This is a genomic window from Microcoleus sp. S13C4 (genome assembly GCF_036700865.1).
In the GTDB taxonomy this organism is placed as follows: domain Bacteria; phylum Cyanobacteriota; class Cyanobacteriia; order Cyanobacteriales; family Microcoleaceae; genus Microcoleus.
This window is the reverse complement of the sequence record NZ_JAUBPS010000028.1, coordinates 18,857-39,708: the sequence shown is the minus strand read 5'-3', so window position 1 is coordinate 39,708 and position 20,852 is coordinate 18,857. Positions and strand designations below refer to the sequence as shown.

The window sequence follows — 20,852 nt, the reverse complement described above, 5'->3', positions numbered from 1 at the left end:
TTGTATCAGGGGGTAGTTACACAATACATAAACCCGCCCTGGTTCCCAAGTACAAATTACCCATTACTAATTACCAATGGTTGCACAAATATCTCCAAGTATCTACGAAGCAAAAACCCAAGAAATTGCCAAAGAAATCCTGAAGGCAACTCAAGACAAAAAGCGATCTTTTTTCGGTCAACTCCAAGACCAAATGCGCTGGGACGACAAACTCATGGATTGGGCGATGGCTAGCCCCGGACTGCGGGTGCAGTTGTTTCGATTTATTGATTGTTTGCCGGCCCTCCGCAGCAGGCCGGAAATTGCCCGCCACCTGCAAGAATACCTGACGGCTGAAGAAGTAGAATTGCCGGAAGCTTTGAAAAAATTGCTCAATTTTACTAACGCTGATTCGATTCCTGGACAATTGGCTGCGACGACGGTTGCGCCTGCGGTGGAAACTTTGGCGCACAAGTATATTTCTGGGGAAAATATCAAGCAGGTAGTTAAAACTTTAGAGCGACTTCGCAAAGATAAAATGGGTTTTACAGTTGACCTTTTGGGGGAAGCTGTCATTACTGAAACTGAGGCGCAAATTTATCTTAACCGCTATTTAGAATTGATGGAGGAACTCGCTAATGCAGCAAAAAATTGGTCGCAGGTAGATGCAATTGACAAAGCTGATGATGAAACTTTGCCGCGAGTTCAAGTATCCGTAAAATTAACAGCTTTTTATTCTCAGTTTGATCCCTTGGATGCTAAAGGTAGCGAGGAGAAAGTAAGCGATAGAATTCGCATTTTACTGCGCCGCGCTAAGGAGTTGGGTGCGGCTGTTCATTTCGATATGGAACAGTATGCTTACAAAAGTTTAACTCTGACCATTCTCAAAGACTTATTGTTAGAGGAAGAGTTTCGCAGTCGCACGGATATCGGAATTACATTGCAAGCATATTTGCGCGACAGTGCCCAAGATTTGCAAAACCTGATTTCGTGGGCAAAAAAACGCGGAAATCCGGTAACTGTGCGTCTGGTAAAAGGCGCTTACTGGGATCAGGAAACTATCAAAGCGATGCAGAAAGATTGGCCACAGCCGGTCTACAATGACAAAGTTGCTACCGATGCCAATTTCGAGCAGATGACGCAGTTGCTGCTAGAAAATCACGAATATTTGTATGCAGCTATTGGCAGTCATAATGTGCGATCGCAAGCGAGGGCGATCGCCATTGCCGAGACTCTCAATATACCGCGCCGCCGCTTTGAAATGCAAGTGCTGTATGGCATGGGCGACAAATTGGCTAAGCTTTTGGTCGATCGGGGTTATCGCGTCCGAGTCTACTGTCCCTACGGCGACTTATTGCCGGGAATGGCTTATTTGATCCGCCGTTTGCTGGAAAATACCGCCAACAGTTCTTTCATCCGGCAAAGTTCCGAAGAAATGCCGATCGAACAATTGTTAGCCGCGCCCGTTGCTAACGGAAATGACCAGCTAGTTTACAGCAAAGTATTTCCCAACGTTGCGGATACCGACTACGCCAATACCAAATTGCGGCAACAAGCAGAAACAGCCATCAAATCAGTGCGCGCCAACTTAGGTAAAACCTATTTACCGCTAATCAATGGCGAGTACCAAAATACGGAAGCAACCGTTAACTCTCTCAACCCTTCCAATCCCACAGAAGTAGTCGGCACCATCGGATTGCTTTCCGAAGAACAAGCCAAACAAGCCCTTGAAGCAGCAAAAGCAGCCTCCACCAGTTGGCGAAAAACCCCCGTCCGCCAGCGCGCCGGCGTCCTCCGCAAAGCAGCAGAATTGATGGAACAGCGGCGGCACGAACTGTCAGCTTGGATGGTGTTTGAAGTCGGCAAACCCGTCAGAGAATGCGATGCCGAAGTCTCCGAAGCTATAGATTTTTGCCGCTACTACGCCGACGAAATGGAACGCTTAGAACAAGGTAAAAATTACGATATTCCCGGAGAAACTAACCGCTACACCTATCAGCCGCGCGGCATTTCTTTAATCATTTCACCTTGGAATTTCCCCCTGGCAATTCCCGTTGGCATGACAGTTGCATCGCTGGTGGCAGGTAATTGTACTTTACTCAAACCTGCGGAAGTTTCCTCTGTAATTGCAGCAAAAATCACAGAAATTTTGCTAGAAGCTGGTATTCCCAAAGGCGTATTTCAATACGTGCCTTGCAAAGGTTCAACCGTCGGCGCTTACATGGTGAAACATCCTGACGTTCACATGATTACTTTCACCGGTTCTCAGGAAGTTGGCTGTCAAATTTATGCCGATGCTGCGATTTTGCAGCCTGGACAAAAACACCTGAAACGAGTAATTGCTGAAATGGGCGGCAAAAATGCAATTATTGTCGATGAAAGTGCGGATTTAGACCAAGCAGTTGCAGGCGTAGTTTATTCGGCATTTGGATACAGCGGCCAAAAATGTTCCGCTTGTTCGCGAGTAATTGTGGTCGAATCAGTGTACGATAATTTTGTGGCAAGATTGGTAGAAGCGACGCGATCGCTCAATGTCGGCCCAGCAGAAAATCCCGGCACTCAAGTTGGCCCTGTGATCGATGCAAATGCCCATTCGCGCATCCGCGAATACATCGAAACAGGCCGCGCCGAAGCTAAAATAGCTTTAGAAATGCCGGCACCGGAAACCGGTTATTTTGTCGGCCCAGTCATTGTTACGGAAGTATCGCCCACAGCAACTATCGCCCAAGAAGAAATTTTCGGCCCAGTTTTGTCCGTGATTCGGGCAAAGAATTTCAGCGAAGCGATTGCGATTGCTAACGGCACGAATTTTGCTTTAACCGGCGGATTGTATTCTCGCACACCTTCGCATATCGATCGAGCCACATCCGATTTTGAAGTCGGAAACCTGTACATCAATCGCGGAATCACAGGCGCTGTGGTATCGCGGCAACCCTTCGGAGGATTCAAACTTTCGGGAGTTGGTTCTAAAGCTGGCGGCCCGGATTATTTGCTGCAATTCCTCGAACCCCGCACCATAACCGAAAATATTCAGCGGCAGGGTTTTGCGCCGATTGAAGGAGTAGATGATTAATCATTCCTTTGTTCGTAGTGAGCACTGAAGTCCTCTTTTTCTCTCTGGCTGTTCAGTTAGTAGGGTGCGCCTAGCGCACCTTACGGGTGGGGTAACAGAAAAAAATTATGCTAGATCAGCTAGTTATAAAATGGAATCTACTAAAGATCGCGATCGACTAAATTCTCACAACCCTTCAGTTGACAAGTGGCTGCGATTTTTAATTATCGCCGTATTAGTCATAGGCATTTTATTTCGATTCGCCAATCTCGATCGCAAATTTTACTGGATCGACGAAACATATACTTCTTTGAGAGTTTCTGGCTACACCGAAGCCGAAATAATCAAACAAATTTCGTACCAGAAAATAACCTCGCCCTCGGATATACAAAAATTTCAGCAGATAAATTCCCAAAAAACTTTAAGGGATACCCTGAATTCTTTAGCAACAGAAGACCCCCAACACCCGCCACTGTATTACGTACTAGCGCGATATTGGGCGCAATGGTTCGGCAGTTCCGTTGCAGCAATGAGAAGTTTGCCCGCCGTGATTAGCTTGCTAGTATTTCCCGCAATTTATTGGCTGGCTTGGGAGTTATTTGAATCTTCAGCAGTAGCGTGGATGGCGATCGCAATTTTCGCAATTTCTCCCTACCACATCTTGTTTGCCCAAGAAGCGAGACAGTACAGTTTGTGGACAGTAACTACTATTTTATCCAGTGCAGCGTTGTTGCGAGCAATGCGCCCTGACGAAAATCAAAAACCTCTCGCCCTCGCTCTTTCTTGGGCGCTTTATGCAGGCACAGCAACACTGGGATTGTACACCCACTTGTTATTTGTCTGTGTCGCTGCCGCCCACGCCATCTACGTCACAGTTATTGCCAACTGGCGCGATGTTAAAACATTTATTGCCTATTATATAGCAGCTTTAATCGCCTTTATCGGCTTCATGCCTTCCCTCGTCAATACTGTAGAAAGCTTTAAACAAATTAGAAGCACAACAGCATGGGCAGAACAGACAAATTTCTTAAGATTAGTCAGCAGGTGGGTGGGTTCCGTCAGCATAGCATTTTTTGATATTGGGGTTGATGGAACTGCCAACGCCACACAACTAGCCTTGCTAGTTCCTGTGGGCATAATCCTGCTAGCTTTAGTCTGCTATGCCCTTTATTTTCTGTGCAGACATACACCAAAGCGAGTGTGGTTGCTTGTATTGTTATTAATTGCAACAACTGCTTTGTTTTTAGCAGTACCTGATATAATGAAAGGTGGAAGGCGATCGGCAAATCCGCGATATTTAGTTCCTTGTTATGTGGGAATTCAGCTAGCAGTGGCTTACCTGCTGTCTGCGAAAATTAGTAACAATTTGGATAACTTCAAACAGCAAAAACTGTGGAAAATAGTTATAGTTGCAGTGTTTTTCGCAGGTATTATATCCGGTGGAGTTAGTTCTCAAGCAGACAGTTGGTGGAATAAAGGCAGCGGTTGGTTGCCACCCGAATTGGAAGTAGCTGGGACTGTAAATCAAGCCAGTAATCCCCTGATAATTAGCGATGCCAGTATCGTATATATCATGTTTTTAAATTATCATCTAGAACCAAAAGTCAAACTGCTAATAAGACCCGGCTGTTACACTTCTTGCTACAAAAATCGAAATTTGGCACTTAAAAAACCGCTAGCCTCTCAAATTCCCGAGGGTTTCAGCGACTTGTTTTTATACAGACCGTCAAAGGGTTTGCGATCGGCAATTCAGCAACAAAACTATCAAATAGAGCCGGCTGACGCTAATGTTGAGCTTAATCTGTGGAAAATTACTAAAAAATAATCTAAAACATTAAGGCAAAAAACACGGGTTTCCTGCCCAAAAATAACTGTCTTATTCACTGCGACATACTGGCCATAAACGGCATTTTGGGAAGTATGTCGCAAGTAGAGTTCGATAGGTTTGCTTTTCGTGGTAAGCTAAAAGTAAAGAATCAAAAAATAACATCAAAAATCTCAAATGACAGTCACTGAAACCTCCAACATTCGTAAACTGCTGTGTGATCCAGACTTAGGGCTGATTCCTCACCTAGAAAAGTGCCTGAAAGATTTGCACTCATCTGCGATCGCCAGTGGAGAGAAATTCAAGGTAGAACCTTACGATATAGAACTCAAAAGCTGCCACACCCAGAAGCATCCCAACGACCAAAAACCCCTCGTCACCCAGTCAGTGTTAATAAAAGTTCCCCTGACGGGGAAAGTTCAAGATAAGATGCACCTATATCTGATCGCAACTGAGTTGCAGAACCAAATCGACTTCAAAATTATCGACTGGAGTGCCTTAGAACGCCGTCAATACGACATTCAGGGCATCCCCTTAAAGCAGCCGATCACCAAAATAGACGGCGAGATGAATTACGAGTTAGTATTCGATCGACCAAACTACTGCTGCATCACCCTATGTCGCCAATTTGACTTAACTTACGCCGCCAATTTTTAATACCAATTCTGAAAAGTAGTGATACAGATTGATTGTACGGAAGCGTCTGTAGGGACATGGCATTGCCGTGTCCGGTGCGGGGAGTAAGACACGGCATTGCTGTGTCCCTACAGTGAATAATTGATATAAGATTGAGGATTGTAGATTGATCGCACTTGCATCAAATTCCAACCCCTCGATTGGCAGTTTCTGCAAGGATCCTCTTAATATCAGCAGGAGTCAGACTCGGATTTGCTTGTAACATTAAAGCTATCACGCCGGATACTTGTGGCACTGCCATTGAAGTACCCGCAAAATATCGATAGGGAATCCCCGGTTGAGAAAGCGGCACAGTTGAATAAACATCACCCGCATCAGCCATGCCACCGTCGCCGCCGGGAGCAACAAAATAATTAATTGCCTCCGCACCCGCCCGGTTAGAATAATCCGCAAACAAGCCATTTCTGGTAACACCACCGACAGCAATTCCTACCTCATTGGCAAACCGAGCCGGATAATCAGCTTGTGGGCGAGCATCATTTCCCGCCGCCGAAATCACGATCGCCCCTTGAGCTTCAGCGGCTCGAATCGCATCCAATTCTTGATCGTTTAACTGGAGGCCGCCCAAACTCACATTAATTATTTTCGCTCCCTTTGCCACCGCATAATTAATCGCATTAATTTCATCTCTAATTTTGCCGACTCCCGCTTCATCGAGTATTTTCAAAGGCATAATCTTCGCAGTTGGAGCTGTGCCAGTAATCCCAACCCCATCTTTTTTCGCAGCAACTAAACCCGAAATATGAGTGCCGTGATTGTTATCATCCATCGGGTCATTATCGTTGTTGACAAAATCCCATCCCCTGAAATCATCAACAAAGCCATTGCCATCGTCATCAACCCCGTTGCTAGCTTTATTGCGACCGATCGCATCAACACCAGTTTCCCCCGCATTGCTCCAAATATTCCCCGTCAAATCCGGGTGATTGTAGTCAACTCCGCTGTCAATAACTGCCACCACAATTCCGTCTCCAGTCAAGCCCTGGGCCCAAACTTCTGGAGCTTTAATTAAATCTCTGCCCCACTCGTCGCCGCCCAAGTCGGGAACATCAGGAAAAGTTGCAGTACCTTGAGCTTTAGCAACTGCTGCCGCTGCATTCACCAAACCGAACCCAAAACGAGAGTCAAAACCCTGCAAGTTGCTCGCATTGTTATCAGAAACAGTTGCCGGGGTTGCAGACAGATTGAGGGAGAAATTTGTACTGCCTTGGTATTGATAAATTCGGATAAAGTAAGTTCCTGCAGCTAAACCGTTGATGTCGATCGCTTCCGGCGATAAATCCGGTTGTTGAGAAGAAGCAATAATATCCGTGAAGTCAATAGAATTGTCGCCGTTAATATCTTTAATTAGAGCAACGTCAACATCCGCCGTCAAACCGCTGACAGTTAATTTAAAGTCGCTAATTGCAGGCAAAGTAAAGCGGTAAAGGCCGTCTGGCCGAGCGTTGCTAACCGAGTCTGCGATCGTTTGAGTGCCGCCCAAAACGCCTAAATCGCGAGCTTGATCCAGTTGGTTGCCCAATACGGTAGTTGCAGAGATGAATGTATCGGCGAGGTCTTGTGGAGATGCGTTGGCTACCAAGCCTAAAATAGCATTGGATTGGCGAATTTTAATTAATGTATTGGAAATACCGGGGGCGATCGATATTTCTTCGAGAATCAAGTCAGCTTCGGTAAGATTGTCAGTCAGTCCGATCGAATCCACAAAACTGTTAAAGTCAGTAATAACGTCTGCAGTAGCCGGATCGGAGACTGCGGAGTCGCTGCGGAGGACAAAGGTATCTGGGCCCAAACCCCCTGTCAGCGTATCTTTGCCGCCATCGCCCACTAAAACGTCGCTGCCGTCGCCGCCGTTGAGGGCGTCTCCTCCCTTGCCTCCCTGCAAGGTATCGCTGCCGGCATCGCCAAACAGGATGTCGCTGCTGACACCGCCGTTAAGCACATCGTTGTCTGCACCCCCTAACAGGGTATCGGAATTGCTGCCGCCGAGAATGCGATCGTTACCATTATCACCGCTGATGCGATCGGCATCCGAGGAACCGACAATAAAATCGTTGCCGCCGAGGGCAAAAAGTCCGTTAGGATAAGGAGTCAAAAAGCCCTGAGTCAAGGCGAAACTATTGGGGCTATCATCTAACAGATAGGAAAGACCGTCAGGGCTCGGGCCGGGCATAGAAATGTACTCCTAGCGAGGTATATCGATCTAAATTTTAGATTTTAAATTTAAGTTTGTGGTTAAACACGCCCTAAATAGTCTGTAAGGCGGGCATTACGCATAGTCTTTAGAGGTCTGCATAGGTTAGGTTAAACAGATTTATTCCGTTATATCATGCCGTGTAAATCAACCACAATTCCGCCTTGGCCAATCTAAAATATAAAATCTCAAACAGTATAACTTAATCCCAAATTCAAAATCGGGATCAGAAAATGGGAAAACAACACTTGCATCGAATTCAGAATTTTTTAAATCTAGCGAAATCGCATTTAAAGCCTTATTTGCGCTATTTGATTTTGGGCGGGACGTTTTTATTTATTGCCAAAGCTTTTTTAACTCACTGGCGAGAAGTCGCGAATATCCAAATTCGAGCCGAAAGTTTTCCGTTGCTGGCGATCGCCCTTGGCGTCACTTTATTGTCTCTAATTTTTGTCGGCTGGGTGTGGATGTTGATTTTGCGGGAATTCCGCCAACCTGTAACTGCCGCCTGGGCGATTCAAGTTTTTCTTAAAACTAATATTGCCAAGTATTTGCCGGGGAATATTTGGCATTTTTGGGGTCGAATATTGGAAGCCAAAAATGCCGGCATTTTCCCCAAAGCTGCTACTCTCAGCGTATTGCTGGAACCCCTGCTGATGGCTTCTGCGGGCGTTTTGATTGGGTTGATTTGTTTTGACAAATTCAATTGGTTTTTGCGGATTGTCGGTTGTGCTGCTATTTTAACGGCGATTCATCCCCGCATTTTAAATCCGATCGTTCTCTTTGTAGAGCGGTTGAAGTTATCAAAGAACAATGGGGAAAATTCAAAGGCTGAGGAGGCTGCGGGCGAGGCACTGAGTTTTCGTGTAGACTCTACTTCCAATGTAACTAAAAAAACAGTGGGTGTCAAGTCCCGCCGCCATATTAATTTGCCCATTAAACGCTATCCTTTAGTGCCGTTAATCGGACAAATGTGTTTTATCGGATTGCGGGGCTGCGGATTTTTGCTAACTGTAATGGTTTTAACTCCGGTGAACTTTAGCAATATTCCCAACTTGTTTGGTGCTTTTTGTTTTGCGTTTGTTGTCGGTTTAGTCGTACCGGGTGCACCGGGGGGAATGGGAGTATTTGAAGCAACGGCGATCGCCCTGCTGTCCGATCGCTTTTCTACGGGTATAATTCTGAGTGCCGTGGCTTTGTATCGGATAATTAGCATTCTGGCGGATGTTTCGGGTGCTGCTTTGGCAAAGCTCGATCGCCAGCGCGATCGGCGCAGTAAGTGATATCATGTTCGGTCGAGCGACCTCGATTTTTGTAGGGTATCCCCTCACCAACAATACCTGCCAATAATTGACAAGCTCAAAAACCCGCCCCGACCGGGATATTATGGTTAATCGATTGGACATGATATGAGTGGGAAAATATATAATGCCAGCGGACTTGCCGCGATTAGCCGAGTCGAAAATATGTATTTTTATTAAGATTTTTTGCTTACGTACGTATGCTGGTATAGTTGAGCTTAGACAGAATTTTTTTAAATGATCTGTTTTAGTTCATCAAGAACAAAGCCACAAAGAATAGAGTCTGAATCAATAAATTTAAGACTGGCAAGCAAACCGAGTTGCTCTCATAAAAATTACAATCTTAGGTATTTGTACCTCAAAGAAACGTTTTTTTTGAGTTCGGGTGTGGTCGTCCTGGATTTATGAAAAATTGTTAACTTTAGGATATAGGGTACACAGCCATGATGCCAGTTTTATCAGCAGGTGCGAGCAAAGTTCCGAATCAAATGAACGCGGGCAAAGGGAGTTTTGGGGAAAAGAGCGATCGGCCGCATAACCCCTGTACAATAGTATTTATCGATACGGCAGTAGCAGACTATCAAACACTCCTAGATGGAGTGAAATCGGGAGTAGAAGCAATAGTTATCGACTCGCACAGAGATGGAGTCGAACAAATTAGCGAAGTGTTAGCGAATCGCACTAATATTGACAGCATTCATCTAGTTTCCCACGGCGAACCGGGAAGCTTGCAAATCGGGAAAATCCGACTGTCTGTGGATAACCTAGAAGCTTATAGCCAGCAATTGCAGCAATGGCGACGCGCTTTAACAATTGATGCAGACATCCTGATTTACGGCTGCAACGTAGCAGCAGCATCCCCCGCTTGTCAGAAAGTCCGCCAGGGAATTTATTCCCTGTCTCAAAGCGAAAGTCGGTTGAAACCGACTAAAAACAATTTCATTAAACAGTCCTCTTTAGAGAACTTTTGCTATGAGACGGGGGTTGAAACCCCCGGCGGAATCGAGGGCGAACTCGCCTTAGAATACTTTGGTGAAACGAGAAGTGAAACCTCCAGCGGACTCGATGAACAAGCCGTAGATGGTGAGCACTTCCTCTACCGCATTGCATCCCTCACTGGTGCAAATATCGCCGCATCCAAGCATCTCACGGGGAGTGCAAAATTAGGTGGGAATTGGGAACTAGAAGAAAAAATCGGCAATATCAAATCGCCCCTAGCATTCGAGTCAGACGCAATGGAAAATTATGCGTCGGTTTTGGCTATCTATAGTGTTACTGATACTTTAGAGGGCGCTACGGGTTCTCTGCGAAATGCGATCCAACAAGCCAATTCCAATCCCGGATTAGACACAATTAACTTTAACATTCCCGGCACTGGCCCTTATACCATTACCCTTAATCAAGCCTTACCTGTCATCACCAGCCCAGTTATTATCAATGGCAAATCTCAACCTGGATATGCTGGCAAACCCCTTATCGAACTCAAGGGTAATTTAGTACAACAACCAGCCTCATCTGCCAATTTTCCTTATATTAATGGTTTAGATTTAGGCAAAAGCCCTTTTGGTGGCGCAGAAGATTCCAGTGGCAGTACCATTCAAGGATTGGTTATTAACGGATTTGGCAAGGGCGGAAATTCCACTTTAGGTCACGGCATTGGGGTACAGACTAACAACAACACCATCCAAGATAACTACATTGGTACTGATATTAGCGGTACGACTGCTGTAGGCAACACTTTGGCTGGGATCAGAATCCAAAGTGACACTCAAAACAATCCTCCTATTGTCACCCCCATAACAGGTAATATTATCTCGCGCAACGTCATTTCTGGTAACGGTGATTTAGGAATAGGGGGCATCTTTATTCCAGGGCCAGCCAGCAATACCAAAATTACTGGCAACTACATCGGTACAGATTCAACGGGTACAATAAACTTAGGCAATGGTGGCGATGGTATTTTTATCCTTCGCCAAAATACGAATAATACTATCATCGGTGGCATTGCACCCGGAGAAGGCAATATCATTGCTAACAATAAAGGCAGCGGTATTGAGGTTGTTGGTAATACCGGCGGCCACACTATCCAAGGTAATAGAATTTTTAATAACAGACGATTAGGCATTGACTTAATCGGTACTACTGGTCTCACTTCCAACGATTTGGGGGATGCGGATAAAGGCAGCAACAACCTGCAAAATTACCCGGTTCTGACCTCACTTAGCGGCAATACAGTCAGCGGCATTCTCAACAGCACTCCTAACGCCAACTTCCGCATCGAATTCTTTGCTAATAGCAGTTATGACCCCGCAGGTACAGGTCAAGGTGAAACTTTCCTGGGTTTCCAAGACGTTACTACAGATAGCGCTGGCAATGCTAATATCAACTTCCCCTACACTCCAGTAGCAGGCAAACCTGTTCTCGCTGCTACTGCTACTAATAAAACTACAGGCGATACCTCAGAATTTTCCCGTCGTAATCAATCTCCTATTAATTCAATACCGGGAAGAACAACCACCACCACAACTAACCCGAATAATATTACCATCAATAGCGGAGACGTTGTATATAACGTTTTAGCGACACCCTATCCGTCTGCTATTGACGTTTCAGGTGTAACAGGAAAAGTAGACAGCGTTACCATCACTCTCAACAATGTTCAAACTTCTAACTCAGTCAATGGTGGACCGCAGAACATCAACCTCTTGCTAGTTGGGCCGGAGGGACAAAATGTGGTGTTAATGTCTCACGTTCCATATGAACTACTCAACAACGTCACACTGAAGTTGGATGATAATGCAGCCTCTTTTCTTTATAATTTTTCTAATTCTACAGTACCAACTATCACTTCAGGCAACTACAAACCGAGTAACTATTCAGCAAATGGTTTTCGCGATATTTATCCCTTCACTCTACCGGGACCGACACCGACAGGAGCACCAGAAGGGCCTTACGGTTCGACTCTTTCTGTTTTTAATAAAACTAACCCCAACGGCACTTGGAAATTGTATGCAGTTGATGCCAACCAATATAATGCTAAAGCTTCCAATGCGACTACTCCAGGAAATATTGCTAGCTGGAGTGTCAACATTACTACTGATATCGGCAAAGAAACGACGAATCAAAATACTCCTCGCATCTTCTCTGCTAGCAACAGCAATAGTATCTCTGTATCCGATTCAGATAGCGAGTTGGTGGAAGTTAATCTCAGCGTTACCAGCGGCACTCTTACACTCAAGTCGCTGACGGGAGTTACCGGATCGGGGAATGGCAGCAACAGCCTAATTTATACGGGAAAACAGGCTGATATTAATGCTGCTTTAGATGGTTTAACTTATACGCCGAATCAGAACTTTAGTGGCACCGATACGCTGACTTTGACGACAAACGATCGCGGATCGGCAGAATTAGGCGGTGCTCAAACCGATAGCGATCGTGTGGATATTACCGTCAATCCAACAACTCCGACTCCAACAACTCCGACTCCAACAACTCCGACTCCAACAACTCCGACTCCAACAACTCCGACTCCAACCACTCCGACTCCGACAACTCCGACGCCAACAACTCCAACTCCAACAACTCCGACTCCGACAACTCCGACTCCAACCACTCCGACTCCGACAACTCCGACTCCGACAACTCCGACTCCAACAACTCCGACTCCGACAACTCCGACTCCAACAACTCCGACTCCGACAACTCCGACGCCAACCACTCCAACTCCAACCACTCCGACTCCGACAACTCCGACGCCAACCACTCCAACTCCAACCACTCCGACTCCGACAACTCCGACTCCGACAACTCCGACTCCAACCACTCCGACTCCAACCACTCCGACTCCAACCACTCCGACTCCAACCACTCCGACTCCAACAACTCCGACTCCAACCACTCCGACTCCGACAACTCCGACTCCAACCACTCCGACACCTGCGGAAACTTCTACTCCGACGCCGACTGCTGCTGAAAATCCGACGCCGACGCCAACTCCGACTCCTGCGGAAACTCCGACGCCGACTCCACCGACGCCAACTCCGACTCCTGCGGAAACTCCGACGCCGACTCCGCCGACGCCAACTCCGACTCCTGTGGCAACTCCGACGCCGACTCCACCGACGCCAACTCCGACTCCTGCGGAAACTCCGACGCCGACTCCACCGACGCCTGCGGAAACTTCTACTCCGACGCCGACTGCTGCTGAAAATCCGACGCCAACACCAACGCCAACGCCTGCGGAAACTCCGACCCCAACACCGACGCCAACTCCAACACCTGGGGAAACTCCGAACCCAACACCGACGCCAACGCCAACACCGACGCCTGCGGAAACTCCGACGCCAACACCGACGCCAACACCATCAGTACCTGTTGTTACAACAGGTACTGATGGTGATTGCATTTGCAATACTATTGAGTATCCAACAGTCGATCGCCCAAACCAAGCTGACAAGATTATCAACGGCAATGGTAGCGGTGAAATTCAGTTTGGCACACCGGAAAATGATGCTTTTTACGGCAGTCCAAATCCGAATATTTTCGATGCGGATTTAGGCGATGACAACCTCTACGGCGGTGAAGCAGACGACATCCTTTACGGCAACCGAGGCAATGATTTCATTGAGGGCAACCACGGAGATGATATTCTTTTTGGCGGCAAGAATAATGACATCATCCTTGGCGGTGAAGGCGAAGATATCATCTTCGGAAATCGCGGCAATGATTCAATAAATGGTAAAGAAGACGACGACTTAATTTTTGGCGATGAAGGTGCTGATTTTATCGACGGCGGCAAAGGCAGCGATATCGCATTTGGAGGCAAGGGAAATGATATAATCTTCGGCAGCGAAGGGGAGGATTCTCTCTACGGCAATTTGGGTGATGATACCCTCTGCGGAGGTGCTGGCAATGATTGTCTGACTGGAGGTGCGGGCAATGATTTGCTAGACGGGTGCGATGGAAATGATACTTTCTTTGGTGGCCAAGGTAATGATACTTTGATTGGCGGTTTGGGGGAAGATTGTCTAATTGGAGGTGCTGGGAGCGATCGCTTTTTACTGTCTGCCAATTCTGGTATCGATATTATTGCCGATTTTGAAGCGGGAAAAGATTTGCTGATGCTAGCTAAGGGCTTGACATTCGAGCAATTAACTCTTACTGAAAATAGCGGTGCAACATTCATTCAGTTTGTGCAAACAGGAGAAATTATTGCTGCTTTAAACGGAGTTTCTGCTAGCAGAATAAGCGCCAGCGATTTCAATTTAATTTAAACAGGCTGACCACTGATGCACGTCGGCAACAAACGGTGTCCCGGAAGTATACTTTTTGTGCCGATCGAGCATCTCCTACCTGACGCACCCTACCGCAACTTTCTCTTTCTCCTCTAACTCTGTGCCCTCTGCGGTTAAAAACTTTAATTCTTATATGAATTAAAGCATTTTTTCCAGAAATTGCTTGGCGCGATCGCACTTCGGGTTGCTAAAAAACTCCTGCGGCGGCACATCTTCCGCCACCTTTCCCCCATCCAAAAACAAAATCCGGTGGGCGACTTCCCGCGCAAAACCCATTTCGTGAGTTACAATTGCCATTGTAATTCTTGTTTTCGTCAAAGCTTTCATCACATCTAACACTTCTTTAACCATTTCTGGATCGAGTGCAGAAGTCGGTTCGTCCATCAACAAAATTTCCGGTTCCATAGCCAAACAGCGGGCGATCGCCACCCGCTGTTTTTGTCCCCCCGAAAGCTTAGAAGGATAAACCTCTGCCTTATCTGACAAACCCACTTTTTCCAGCAATTCTAACCCCTTCAGACGCGCCTCATCCTTAGCCACCTGCTTCACCTTTACAGGGGCATACATCACATTTTGCAGCACAGTCATGTGGGGGAACAAGTGGAAATGCTGAAAAACCATCCCCACTTTATGGCGAATTTTCAGAATATCTACCTTCGGCAAAGTAATATCCACTCCGTCAATGTATATGTGTCCCGAAGTCGGAATTTCCAGTAAATTCAAACACCGCAAAAAAGTAGACTTGCCGCACCCCGAAGGGCCGATAATGGCAATCACTTCTCCTTTATGAATCTCAGTAGTTATCTCGCGCAAAACCTTCAGATTGCCAAAAGATTTATACAGGCGATCGACCTTAACTGCTACTTTGGAGTCTACGTTCGAGTACATTGGCCCCCCAAGTTAAACTAAGCACCATCAAATAATAAATTGCGCCGACAAATATCAAAGGTTCAAAGTAAATATACTTTTCTGCTCCCACAATTGTAGCGCGGCGTAGCAAGTCTTCTACGCCAATTACTGAAACTAAAGCTGAATCCTTCAGCAAAGCAATACTTTCATTCACCAATGCAGGCAAAATATTTTTCAACGCTTGCGGCAAGATAATATCGCCCATCATCAGTTTGTAGGGAACGCCAAGGGATTCGGCGGCTTCTTTTTGACCTTTATCTACGGCTTGAATTCCGGCGCGGATTGTTTCGGAAATATAAGCCCCAGAATTGAGGAAAAAAGTAATGACGCCAGCTTGCAGCGCCGATATATTATAGCCCGTAAGCTGCGGCGTTGCAAAATAAACTAAAGTCAACTGCAAAATTAGCGGCGTTCCTCGAAAAATTGAGGTGTAAGCAGTGCCAAACCAGAACAGCGGTTTAATGCTAGAAATTTTAAACAGAGACAGGACGATTCCCCAGATAAATCCCAGAAACGCCGACAGCAAGGTAAAAGTTAGCGTTACCCCAAGCCCGGACAAAATATAAGGTAAACTCGGCACGATTTTGCCAAAATCTAACCCGAACTTGGGCGCTACCGCAGGCTGATTTGCTTGAGCAGGTTCTTGCGAAATTAGTCGAGAAAACCATTTAGTAGCTAGTTCCTTAATTTGACCGCTGGCTTTCATTTGCTGGAGGACTCGGTTGAATTCTGGAACTAATCTCGAACCTTTGGGAAAGGCGATCGCCGAACCGCTTTCTTCAGTATTCGGAATTGTGTTAAATTCCAAGTCCGGGTTCGCTGCTGCATAACCCGTAGCGACAGTATCCTCGATCACTCCCGCCGCAAGACGGTTCGATTTAATTTCTTGAATAATGTCAGGAATCCTATTCAGAGGCGCCAGTTGCACACCGGGCATTTTTTTCACAGCTTCCTGCTGAATGCTTCCGAGTTGAACGCCTACTTTTTTCCCGGCTAAATCTTCAGCTTTGGTCAAATTGCTGCCTTTATTGGCGACAATTGTATTTTGAGCTTCGTAGTAAAGGTCAGAAAAATCAACATTTTTTTTCCTTTCTGCGGTGGGAGTCATTCCAGCCATCACAAAATCGGCTCTGCCCGCCTGCAAAGCGGGAATTAATCCGTTAAAATCCATGCCAATTACTGTCAGTTCGTAGCCTAATTTTTTAGTAATATATTTGGCAATATCGATATCAAAACCGATGATTTCGTTGCCGCTAACAGCCGTATCTTTAAATTCATAGGGCGGGTAGTCTGGGGAAGTCGCCAGTGTTAATGTCTTGTTGGCTTGGGCGTAGCTGGCGATCGCAATTAAACAAAAGGCGATCGCCGCCGTCAGCATTGATTTTAATTTTAAACGTTTCATATCGAACATTGTCCTAAAAAATCCCCTCGCCCACAAAATATACCACAAATCGGAATCAAGTCACCATTGTAAAGGAAGATATACTCCTAAACGCACGGGTTTCCAGAAACCGGGTTTGATGGACGAACAAACTGCATAATTAGCCTTTAATAATAGTAACAAATCGGTTATAAAGGTATTAATGCGTCGAGGTTTTAAGATAAATAATTGTGCCAGTAACTTATATTTAAAAACACTCTACAAGGCACATTTTTAACATTTTAAAAAGTAAAAATTGTCTGATAAATACCCACCCAGGTTGTACGGTTGTCCTAGTTGCATATCGCTCCTTTGCCATTAATTTATCGCAGCGATCATCAAAATCAGATTAAAGAGGGCGTGGTTTATCCTGTTTGTATTTACTTTATGGATCGAGCTAAATATTTGTGTGCCTACGGCAGCACCCCCAAAGGTGAAATTAATTGGTACAAATATGAGCTCGATCGCATTATTTCAAAACGTCTAGAATCCTTGGATTGGCCAAATTATCGGGTTCCGCAATTACTCCAGCAAAAATATCACGAAAATAACCTGCCAACTCCCAAAACAGTTAACGATATGTTAAAGGAAGCTTGGGGGGGGGATTTTTATAAAGAAACAGCGCTGATGGTATTGCGGTTCGATCGCACATTCGCTCAATCCTACGTTCAAGGAATCAGCATTGACTCTACTTGTACCGCCATAGAGTACCATCGCGCCGCCACATTAATCAAACAATATACTCCCAACCCAGAACATCGATCGGCACTTTTACAAATCCTCCAGTCTCGCCCAACCGACGATGCTTACTACCAAGTCTATTACCGAGTGACAGACTACTACCCGCTGAGGTGGTTGCGAGCTCTGGGTTCAGAAGTCGAGATTCTGCTACCTTGGGACTTACGACAGAAAATGGCCGTAGAAATCCAAAAAACTCGGAACTTGTACCAATAGTTTTTTGCTCGATAATTATCAAACCTATTGTGGAAAACTTGCCGATTTCTGTGGAAAACCCCCCTTTTCCTGTGGAAAACAGCAACTAAATTAAGTGCGATCGCATTAACTCCATTGATAGCATTTAAAAAATTGGAGGAATTGCAGTAAGTAAAAATACTTTCCCGATTCTTCAATTAATCCGTGTATCCGTGTCAAAATCACTGGTGGTGCCTTCATTTTTCAGAATCGTAGCTAATTTGGTCGGAATGGTAAGCCGGCGGCTCAACGTGAATTAAGATGCGTACAGGGCTGAAACGTTCTTCCAAACCGGCTTCTACTTCTTCTGTAATCTGGTGAGCTGTTTCTACATCGACAGCATCCACAATCATGTGCATCTCAATAAATACTTGACGCCCTACAACGCCACGGGAGGCGATCGAGTGACAGTTGACAACCCCCGGTACATCGATCGCGATCGCGTGAATTATCTCCGGTGCGATCGCCATTTCATCCACCAACCAAGGCAGATTTTCTGTTAAAACCTTCCAACCGCTGCTAAATACCAAAACAGCCACAGGAAACGACAAAAACACATCCAGGGATTGTAATTGAGGTATATTCCAAACCTGCCCTTGCCAAACACCAATCAACCCAGCAATTACCATAATTGTCACCCAAACATCGCTCATCGTGTGTTGAGCATCCGCCACTAAAATCGCGCTACCAAGGCGTTTCCCAACCCTGCGCTCGTAAAAAGTGACAAAAATATTGATGCCCAGTACAATCAGCAATATCCACAGTTCATTTGGCGATATTTTGACAACTGCGCCACCTTTGAGCAACCTTTGAACAGCGCCGCTGAGAATTTCAAAACAGGCAATTCCCAGAAAAACAGCTATTCCCAGAGCTCCGAGAGCGTCAAATTTCTGATGTCCGTAGGGATGATCGCGATCGGGCTGCGGATTGGCATAATGATTAGTTACCAATCCTAAAATATTATTAGCGCTGTCCGTGACGCTGTGCAAAGCATCTGCTAGCAAACTCAGGGAACCTGTGAGCCATCCCACCACTGCTTTAATTGCCATCACCAGCAAATTTAGCAATAAAGTAATGATTAAGACCTTGCGGATTTCGGAACGGTTATCGGCTACCATAGAATCTCCTCGATCTGCCGTCAAGTTTTCTGGTTTCTAGTTTAAAGCTTATCAAGTCATAAAAGGTTAAAAGTATTGCTGAATCTAGCTTCCGACTAGATTTATATTCATTAATTTAGCGTCGCTTCTTGAGACAATTTTTAATTAATAGCAGTTTCGCAGTCCAATTGAGCTGGAATGTACTTCTTTTGGGTTACTATATTTTTTATCATTAACAATAGTATGTTAAATTTCATTGCCCATGTCTCTTTCTCCGCTGACACTGAATTTAGTCGAAGGTTCTGTCTCCTTTAGCTTTTCCCCGCAAGCTGCGCGGGATTTGCAAAGCGAAATTGCAGCTTTGATGGAAAGCTTGAAAGCTGTAGCAGCCAAAACCGCTGGCGCTAAAGCTTCTCCCCAAAAACCGATGGAATATCGGTATGCAGGAGATGTATTTTTGGAAGTTTTCTGCAATCCGAATATCTGGCCAACTCCTTTTGCTGCGAAAGTGCTGATTACGGTTAGGGACGATCGCGTGCGCGTGACCACCGAAGCCGAACTCAGCCGCCTGCGCGACGATCTCGCTCAGTATATCGAACAAGTCGGTTGATAATCTCAACTTCGATCGTTTGTAGTTAATAGGTTGAATCTGAATTCAGATACCATTCTCAAGAACAGGCTTTCCGGCCTGTTCCACAAACATTAAAGTTTCTTGTGGGGTGGGCTTCTAGCCCGCCCGTGAAAGGATTACTGACAAAGGATAGCTATCTGCTGGCGACGCCGACCATTCCCACATGGAACCTGCATAATTCCTAGCATTAAATCCCGCATTTGTCAACGCACAAGTCAACCATGCAGAGCGAATTCCCCCACTACAATAACTCACAATTTGAGTTGACTGCAAAACTCCTTTCTGCTGCAAAATAGCGACAATTTCCCCACGAGATAGCAGTTGTCCCTGTTTGTCCATTAACTGTTTGTAATAAAGGTGAATCGCACGGGGAATGTGGCCACCTCGCTTTTCTCCGTAAGGCGTTTTACCTGCATATTCTCGCCGCTCTCTGGCGTCGATAATGACTAAATTATCATTGCCTAAAATAGCTTTTAAATCATCCTGTTTAATTTCCCAATTCGAGCAGGGAGATATTACAAAATCTCCTGTTTGCGGTGGATTGTTTGGACTTTCTACTTTAGAAATCCCAGCTTTGATTAAAGCCCGATATCCTCCATCTACAAAAACAGCTTTTTCGTGTCCCAAAGTCCGCAACATCCAAACAATCCTTCCGTCTTCGCCCCACCCTTTAACCGGATCAGCAACCACTAGCGCAGGTTTGTCTTGACAAATACCAATTGCTTGGAGTTTTAGAGTTAAAACTGTGTTATTTTCTAGAATTTGTCCCTTGTGGGGAAAGTCGGAACGCGAAAATTCCTGCCAAGTTACGGGAATAGCTGTTGGGAGACGACAAAACCACTTTAAAATAGGTGTGCGAGCATCTAGTAAAGTAGCTTCTTGTTCCAGCCATTTCTTAGCTAAATCTGCATTTACTATCCAGTTATTTGCTAAATTCCCCAGAAAATTAGACATAATTTATTGAGCAACTTTTGCTGTATTAGCACTGCAGGCTAAAACCCCTTTAGTATTAGTTGGATTAGCTGGTTTAGTCTTGCCAGGAGCAACATTTAGACACAAGATTGTTTGGGTCTTGTTTCCCACCAAAAAGACTCCCCCCACAAAACTTTTGAGATTAGCTTGCTTCGATACTCCGTAGTTAAATACAGCAGCTTTACTGACCATACCGATCGAGTAGCTGTAATTGGCTGAGTTAGGTTTAATTTGGCGCCCCATATAAACCAATAGATTGGAAACAGAACTTGTAAAGCCTGCTTTTTCTGCATAGTAAACTTGCTGAGCTTTATTCATAGAAACCACAAATTTTTGGGCTTCTGATTCCTTAGCTTTAAGCATTTGTGAAACTTGAGCTTCCGAGACTGTACTGACAAAAACTGGCAGAATTAGAGCTGCGAGAGCAACTTTGAGCTGCCAGTTGCGGCTGCTAGAAATCCTGCTTAATTTCACAGACAACAGGTGGAATGAGCAGTTGAGGAACATATA

Annotated in this window: 13 protein-coding genes; 7 read left to right on the top strand and 6 right to left on the bottom strand. The window is 45.5% G+C overall.

The annotated features are described in order from the left end of the window. The first annotated feature begins 76 nt into the window (after nucleotides 1-76). The 3 genes from pruA to QT996_RS14060 all read left to right on the top strand — a co-directional run bounded on the left by pruA (nucleotide 77) and on the right by QT996_RS14060 (nucleotide 5,513). Nucleotides 77-3,052: an L-glutamate gamma-semialdehyde dehydrogenase gene (pruA, locus tag QT996_RS14070; protein ID WP_333047212.1), complete on the top strand. Its 2,976-nt coding sequence runs from the start codon at nucleotides 77-79 to the stop codon at nucleotides 3,050-3,052. 130 nt (nucleotides 3,053-3,182) lie between these two features. Then, nucleotides 3,183-4,856, top strand: a complete 1,674-nt coding sequence (locus tag QT996_RS14065) for a glycosyltransferase family 39 protein (RefSeq protein ID WP_333047211.1) — start codon at nucleotides 3,183-3,185, stop codon at nucleotides 4,854-4,856. A 177-nt stretch (nucleotides 4,857-5,033) separates the two neighbouring features. Further along, nucleotides 5,034-5,513, top strand: coding sequence for a hypothetical protein (locus QT996_RS14060; RefSeq protein WP_333047210.1), 480 nt, complete (start codon nucleotides 5,034-5,036; stop codon nucleotides 5,511-5,513). 160 nt (nucleotides 5,514-5,673) lie between these two features. Here the strand turns inward: QT996_RS14060 and QT996_RS14055 are convergent, their stop codons facing one another. Then, the gene (locus QT996_RS14055; protein ID WP_333047209.1) at nucleotides 5,674-7,725 is read right to left on the bottom strand and encodes a S8 family serine peptidase; all 2,052 of its coding nucleotides are present in this window, start codon (nucleotides 7,723-7,725) and stop codon (nucleotides 5,674-5,676) included. Between the two features lie 254 nt (nucleotides 7,726-7,979). Here QT996_RS14055 and QT996_RS14050 point away from each other — a divergent pair, with 254 nt between their 5' ends. Together QT996_RS14050 and QT996_RS14045 are read left to right on the top strand one after the other, a co-directional pair. Further along, nucleotides 7,980-9,029 (top strand): UPF0104 family protein, encoded by a 1,050-nt coding sequence (locus QT996_RS14050; protein WP_333047208.1) that lies wholly within the window; start codon nucleotides 7,980-7,982, stop codon nucleotides 9,027-9,029. 461 nt (nucleotides 9,030-9,490) lie between these two features. Then, nucleotides 9,491-14,320: a DUF4347 domain-containing protein gene (locus QT996_RS14045; protein ID WP_333047206.1), complete on the top strand. Its 4,830-nt coding sequence runs from the start codon at nucleotides 9,491-9,493 to the stop codon at nucleotides 14,318-14,320. Between the two features lie 159 nt (nucleotides 14,321-14,479). Here the strand turns inward: QT996_RS14045 and QT996_RS14040 are convergent, their stop codons facing one another. After that, complete coding sequence (locus QT996_RS14040; protein WP_333047204.1) at nucleotides 14,480-15,229, bottom strand: amino acid ABC transporter ATP-binding protein; 750 nt, start codon at nucleotides 15,227-15,229, stop codon at nucleotides 14,480-14,482. Beyond that, nucleotides 15,195-16,652 (bottom strand): ABC transporter substrate-binding protein/permease, encoded by a 1,458-nt coding sequence (locus QT996_RS14035; RefSeq protein ID WP_333047203.1) that lies wholly within the window; start codon nucleotides 16,650-16,652, stop codon nucleotides 15,195-15,197. The genes QT996_RS14040 and QT996_RS14035 overlap by 35 nt, the downstream gene beginning before the upstream one ends. 330 nt (nucleotides 16,653-16,982) lie before the next feature. Between QT996_RS14035 and QT996_RS14030 the strand changes: the two genes are divergently transcribed. Beyond that, nucleotides 16,983-17,624: a TIGR03985 family CRISPR-associated protein gene (locus QT996_RS14030; protein WP_333047201.1), complete on the top strand. Its 642-nt coding sequence runs from the start codon at nucleotides 16,983-16,985 to the stop codon at nucleotides 17,622-17,624. A gap of 215 nt (nucleotides 17,625-17,839) precedes the next feature. Here the strand turns inward: QT996_RS14030 and QT996_RS14025 are convergent, their stop codons facing one another. Then, on the bottom strand, nucleotides 17,840-18,760 hold the full coding sequence (locus QT996_RS14025; RefSeq protein WP_333047200.1) for a cation diffusion facilitator family transporter: 921 nt from the start codon (nucleotides 18,758-18,760) through the stop codon (nucleotides 17,840-17,842). A gap of 241 nt (nucleotides 18,761-19,001) precedes the next feature. Here QT996_RS14025 and QT996_RS14020 point away from each other — a divergent pair, with 241 nt between their 5' ends. Beyond that, nucleotides 19,002-19,349 (top strand): hypothetical protein, encoded by a 348-nt coding sequence (locus tag QT996_RS14020; RefSeq protein WP_015174783.1) that lies wholly within the window; start codon nucleotides 19,002-19,004, stop codon nucleotides 19,347-19,349. Between the two features lie 117 nt (nucleotides 19,350-19,466). On the opposite strand, the gene QT996_RS14015 is transcribed toward QT996_RS14020, so the two are convergent. Further along, nucleotides 19,467-20,324 carry a rhodanese-like domain-containing protein gene (locus QT996_RS14015; protein WP_333047199.1) on the bottom strand — a complete coding sequence of 286 codons (858 nt, stop codon included), beginning with the start codon at nucleotides 20,322-20,324 and terminating at the stop codon, nucleotides 19,467-19,469. Nucleotides 20,325-20,327: 3 nt separating this feature from the next. Further along, a complete protein-coding gene (locus QT996_RS14010) occupies nucleotides 20,328-20,816 on the bottom strand; it encodes a type IV pilin-like G/H family protein (RefSeq protein WP_333047196.1) in 489 nt (162 codons plus the stop codon). Between the last annotated feature and the right edge of the window lie 36 nt (nucleotides 20,817-20,852).

What these genes read in the sequence shown, in the direction of transcription:
- pruA (WP_333047212.1), top strand. Translation starts at nt 77, where the DNA reads ATGGTTGCACAAATATCTCCAAGTATCTACGAAGCAAAAACCCAAGAA.
- QT996_RS14065 (WP_333047211.1), top strand. Translation starts at nt 3,183, where the DNA reads ATGGAATCTACTAAAGATCGCGATCGACTAAATTCTCACAACCCTTCA.
- QT996_RS14060 (WP_333047210.1), top strand. Translation starts at nt 5,034, where the DNA reads ATGACAGTCACTGAAACCTCCAACATTCGTAAACTGCTGTGTGATCCA.
- QT996_RS14055 (WP_333047209.1), bottom strand. Translation starts at nt 7,725, where the DNA reads ATGCCCGGCCCGAGCCCTGACGGTCTTTCCTATCTGTTAGATGATAGC.
- QT996_RS14050 (WP_333047208.1), top strand. Translation starts at nt 7,980, where the DNA reads ATGGGAAAACAACACTTGCATCGAATTCAGAATTTTTTAAATCTAGCG.
- QT996_RS14045 (WP_333047206.1), top strand. Translation starts at nt 9,491, where the DNA reads ATGATGCCAGTTTTATCAGCAGGTGCGAGCAAAGTTCCGAATCAAATG.
- QT996_RS14040 (WP_333047204.1), bottom strand. Translation starts at nt 15,229, where the DNA reads ATGTACTCGAACGTAGACTCCAAAGTAGCAGTTAAGGTCGATCGCCTG.
- QT996_RS14035 (WP_333047203.1), bottom strand. Translation starts at nt 16,652, where the DNA reads ATGAAACGTTTAAAATTAAAATCAATGCTGACGGCGGCGATCGCCTTT.
- QT996_RS14025 (WP_333047200.1), bottom strand. Translation starts at nt 18,760, where the DNA reads ATGGTAGCCGATAACCGTTCCGAAATCCGCAAGGTCTTAATCATTACT.
- QT996_RS14020 (WP_015174783.1), top strand. Translation starts at nt 19,002, where the DNA reads ATGTCTCTTTCTCCGCTGACACTGAATTTAGTCGAAGGTTCTGTCTCC.
- QT996_RS14015 (WP_333047199.1), bottom strand. Translation starts at nt 20,324, where the DNA reads ATGTCTAATTTTCTGGGGAATTTAGCAAATAACTGGATAGTAAATGCA.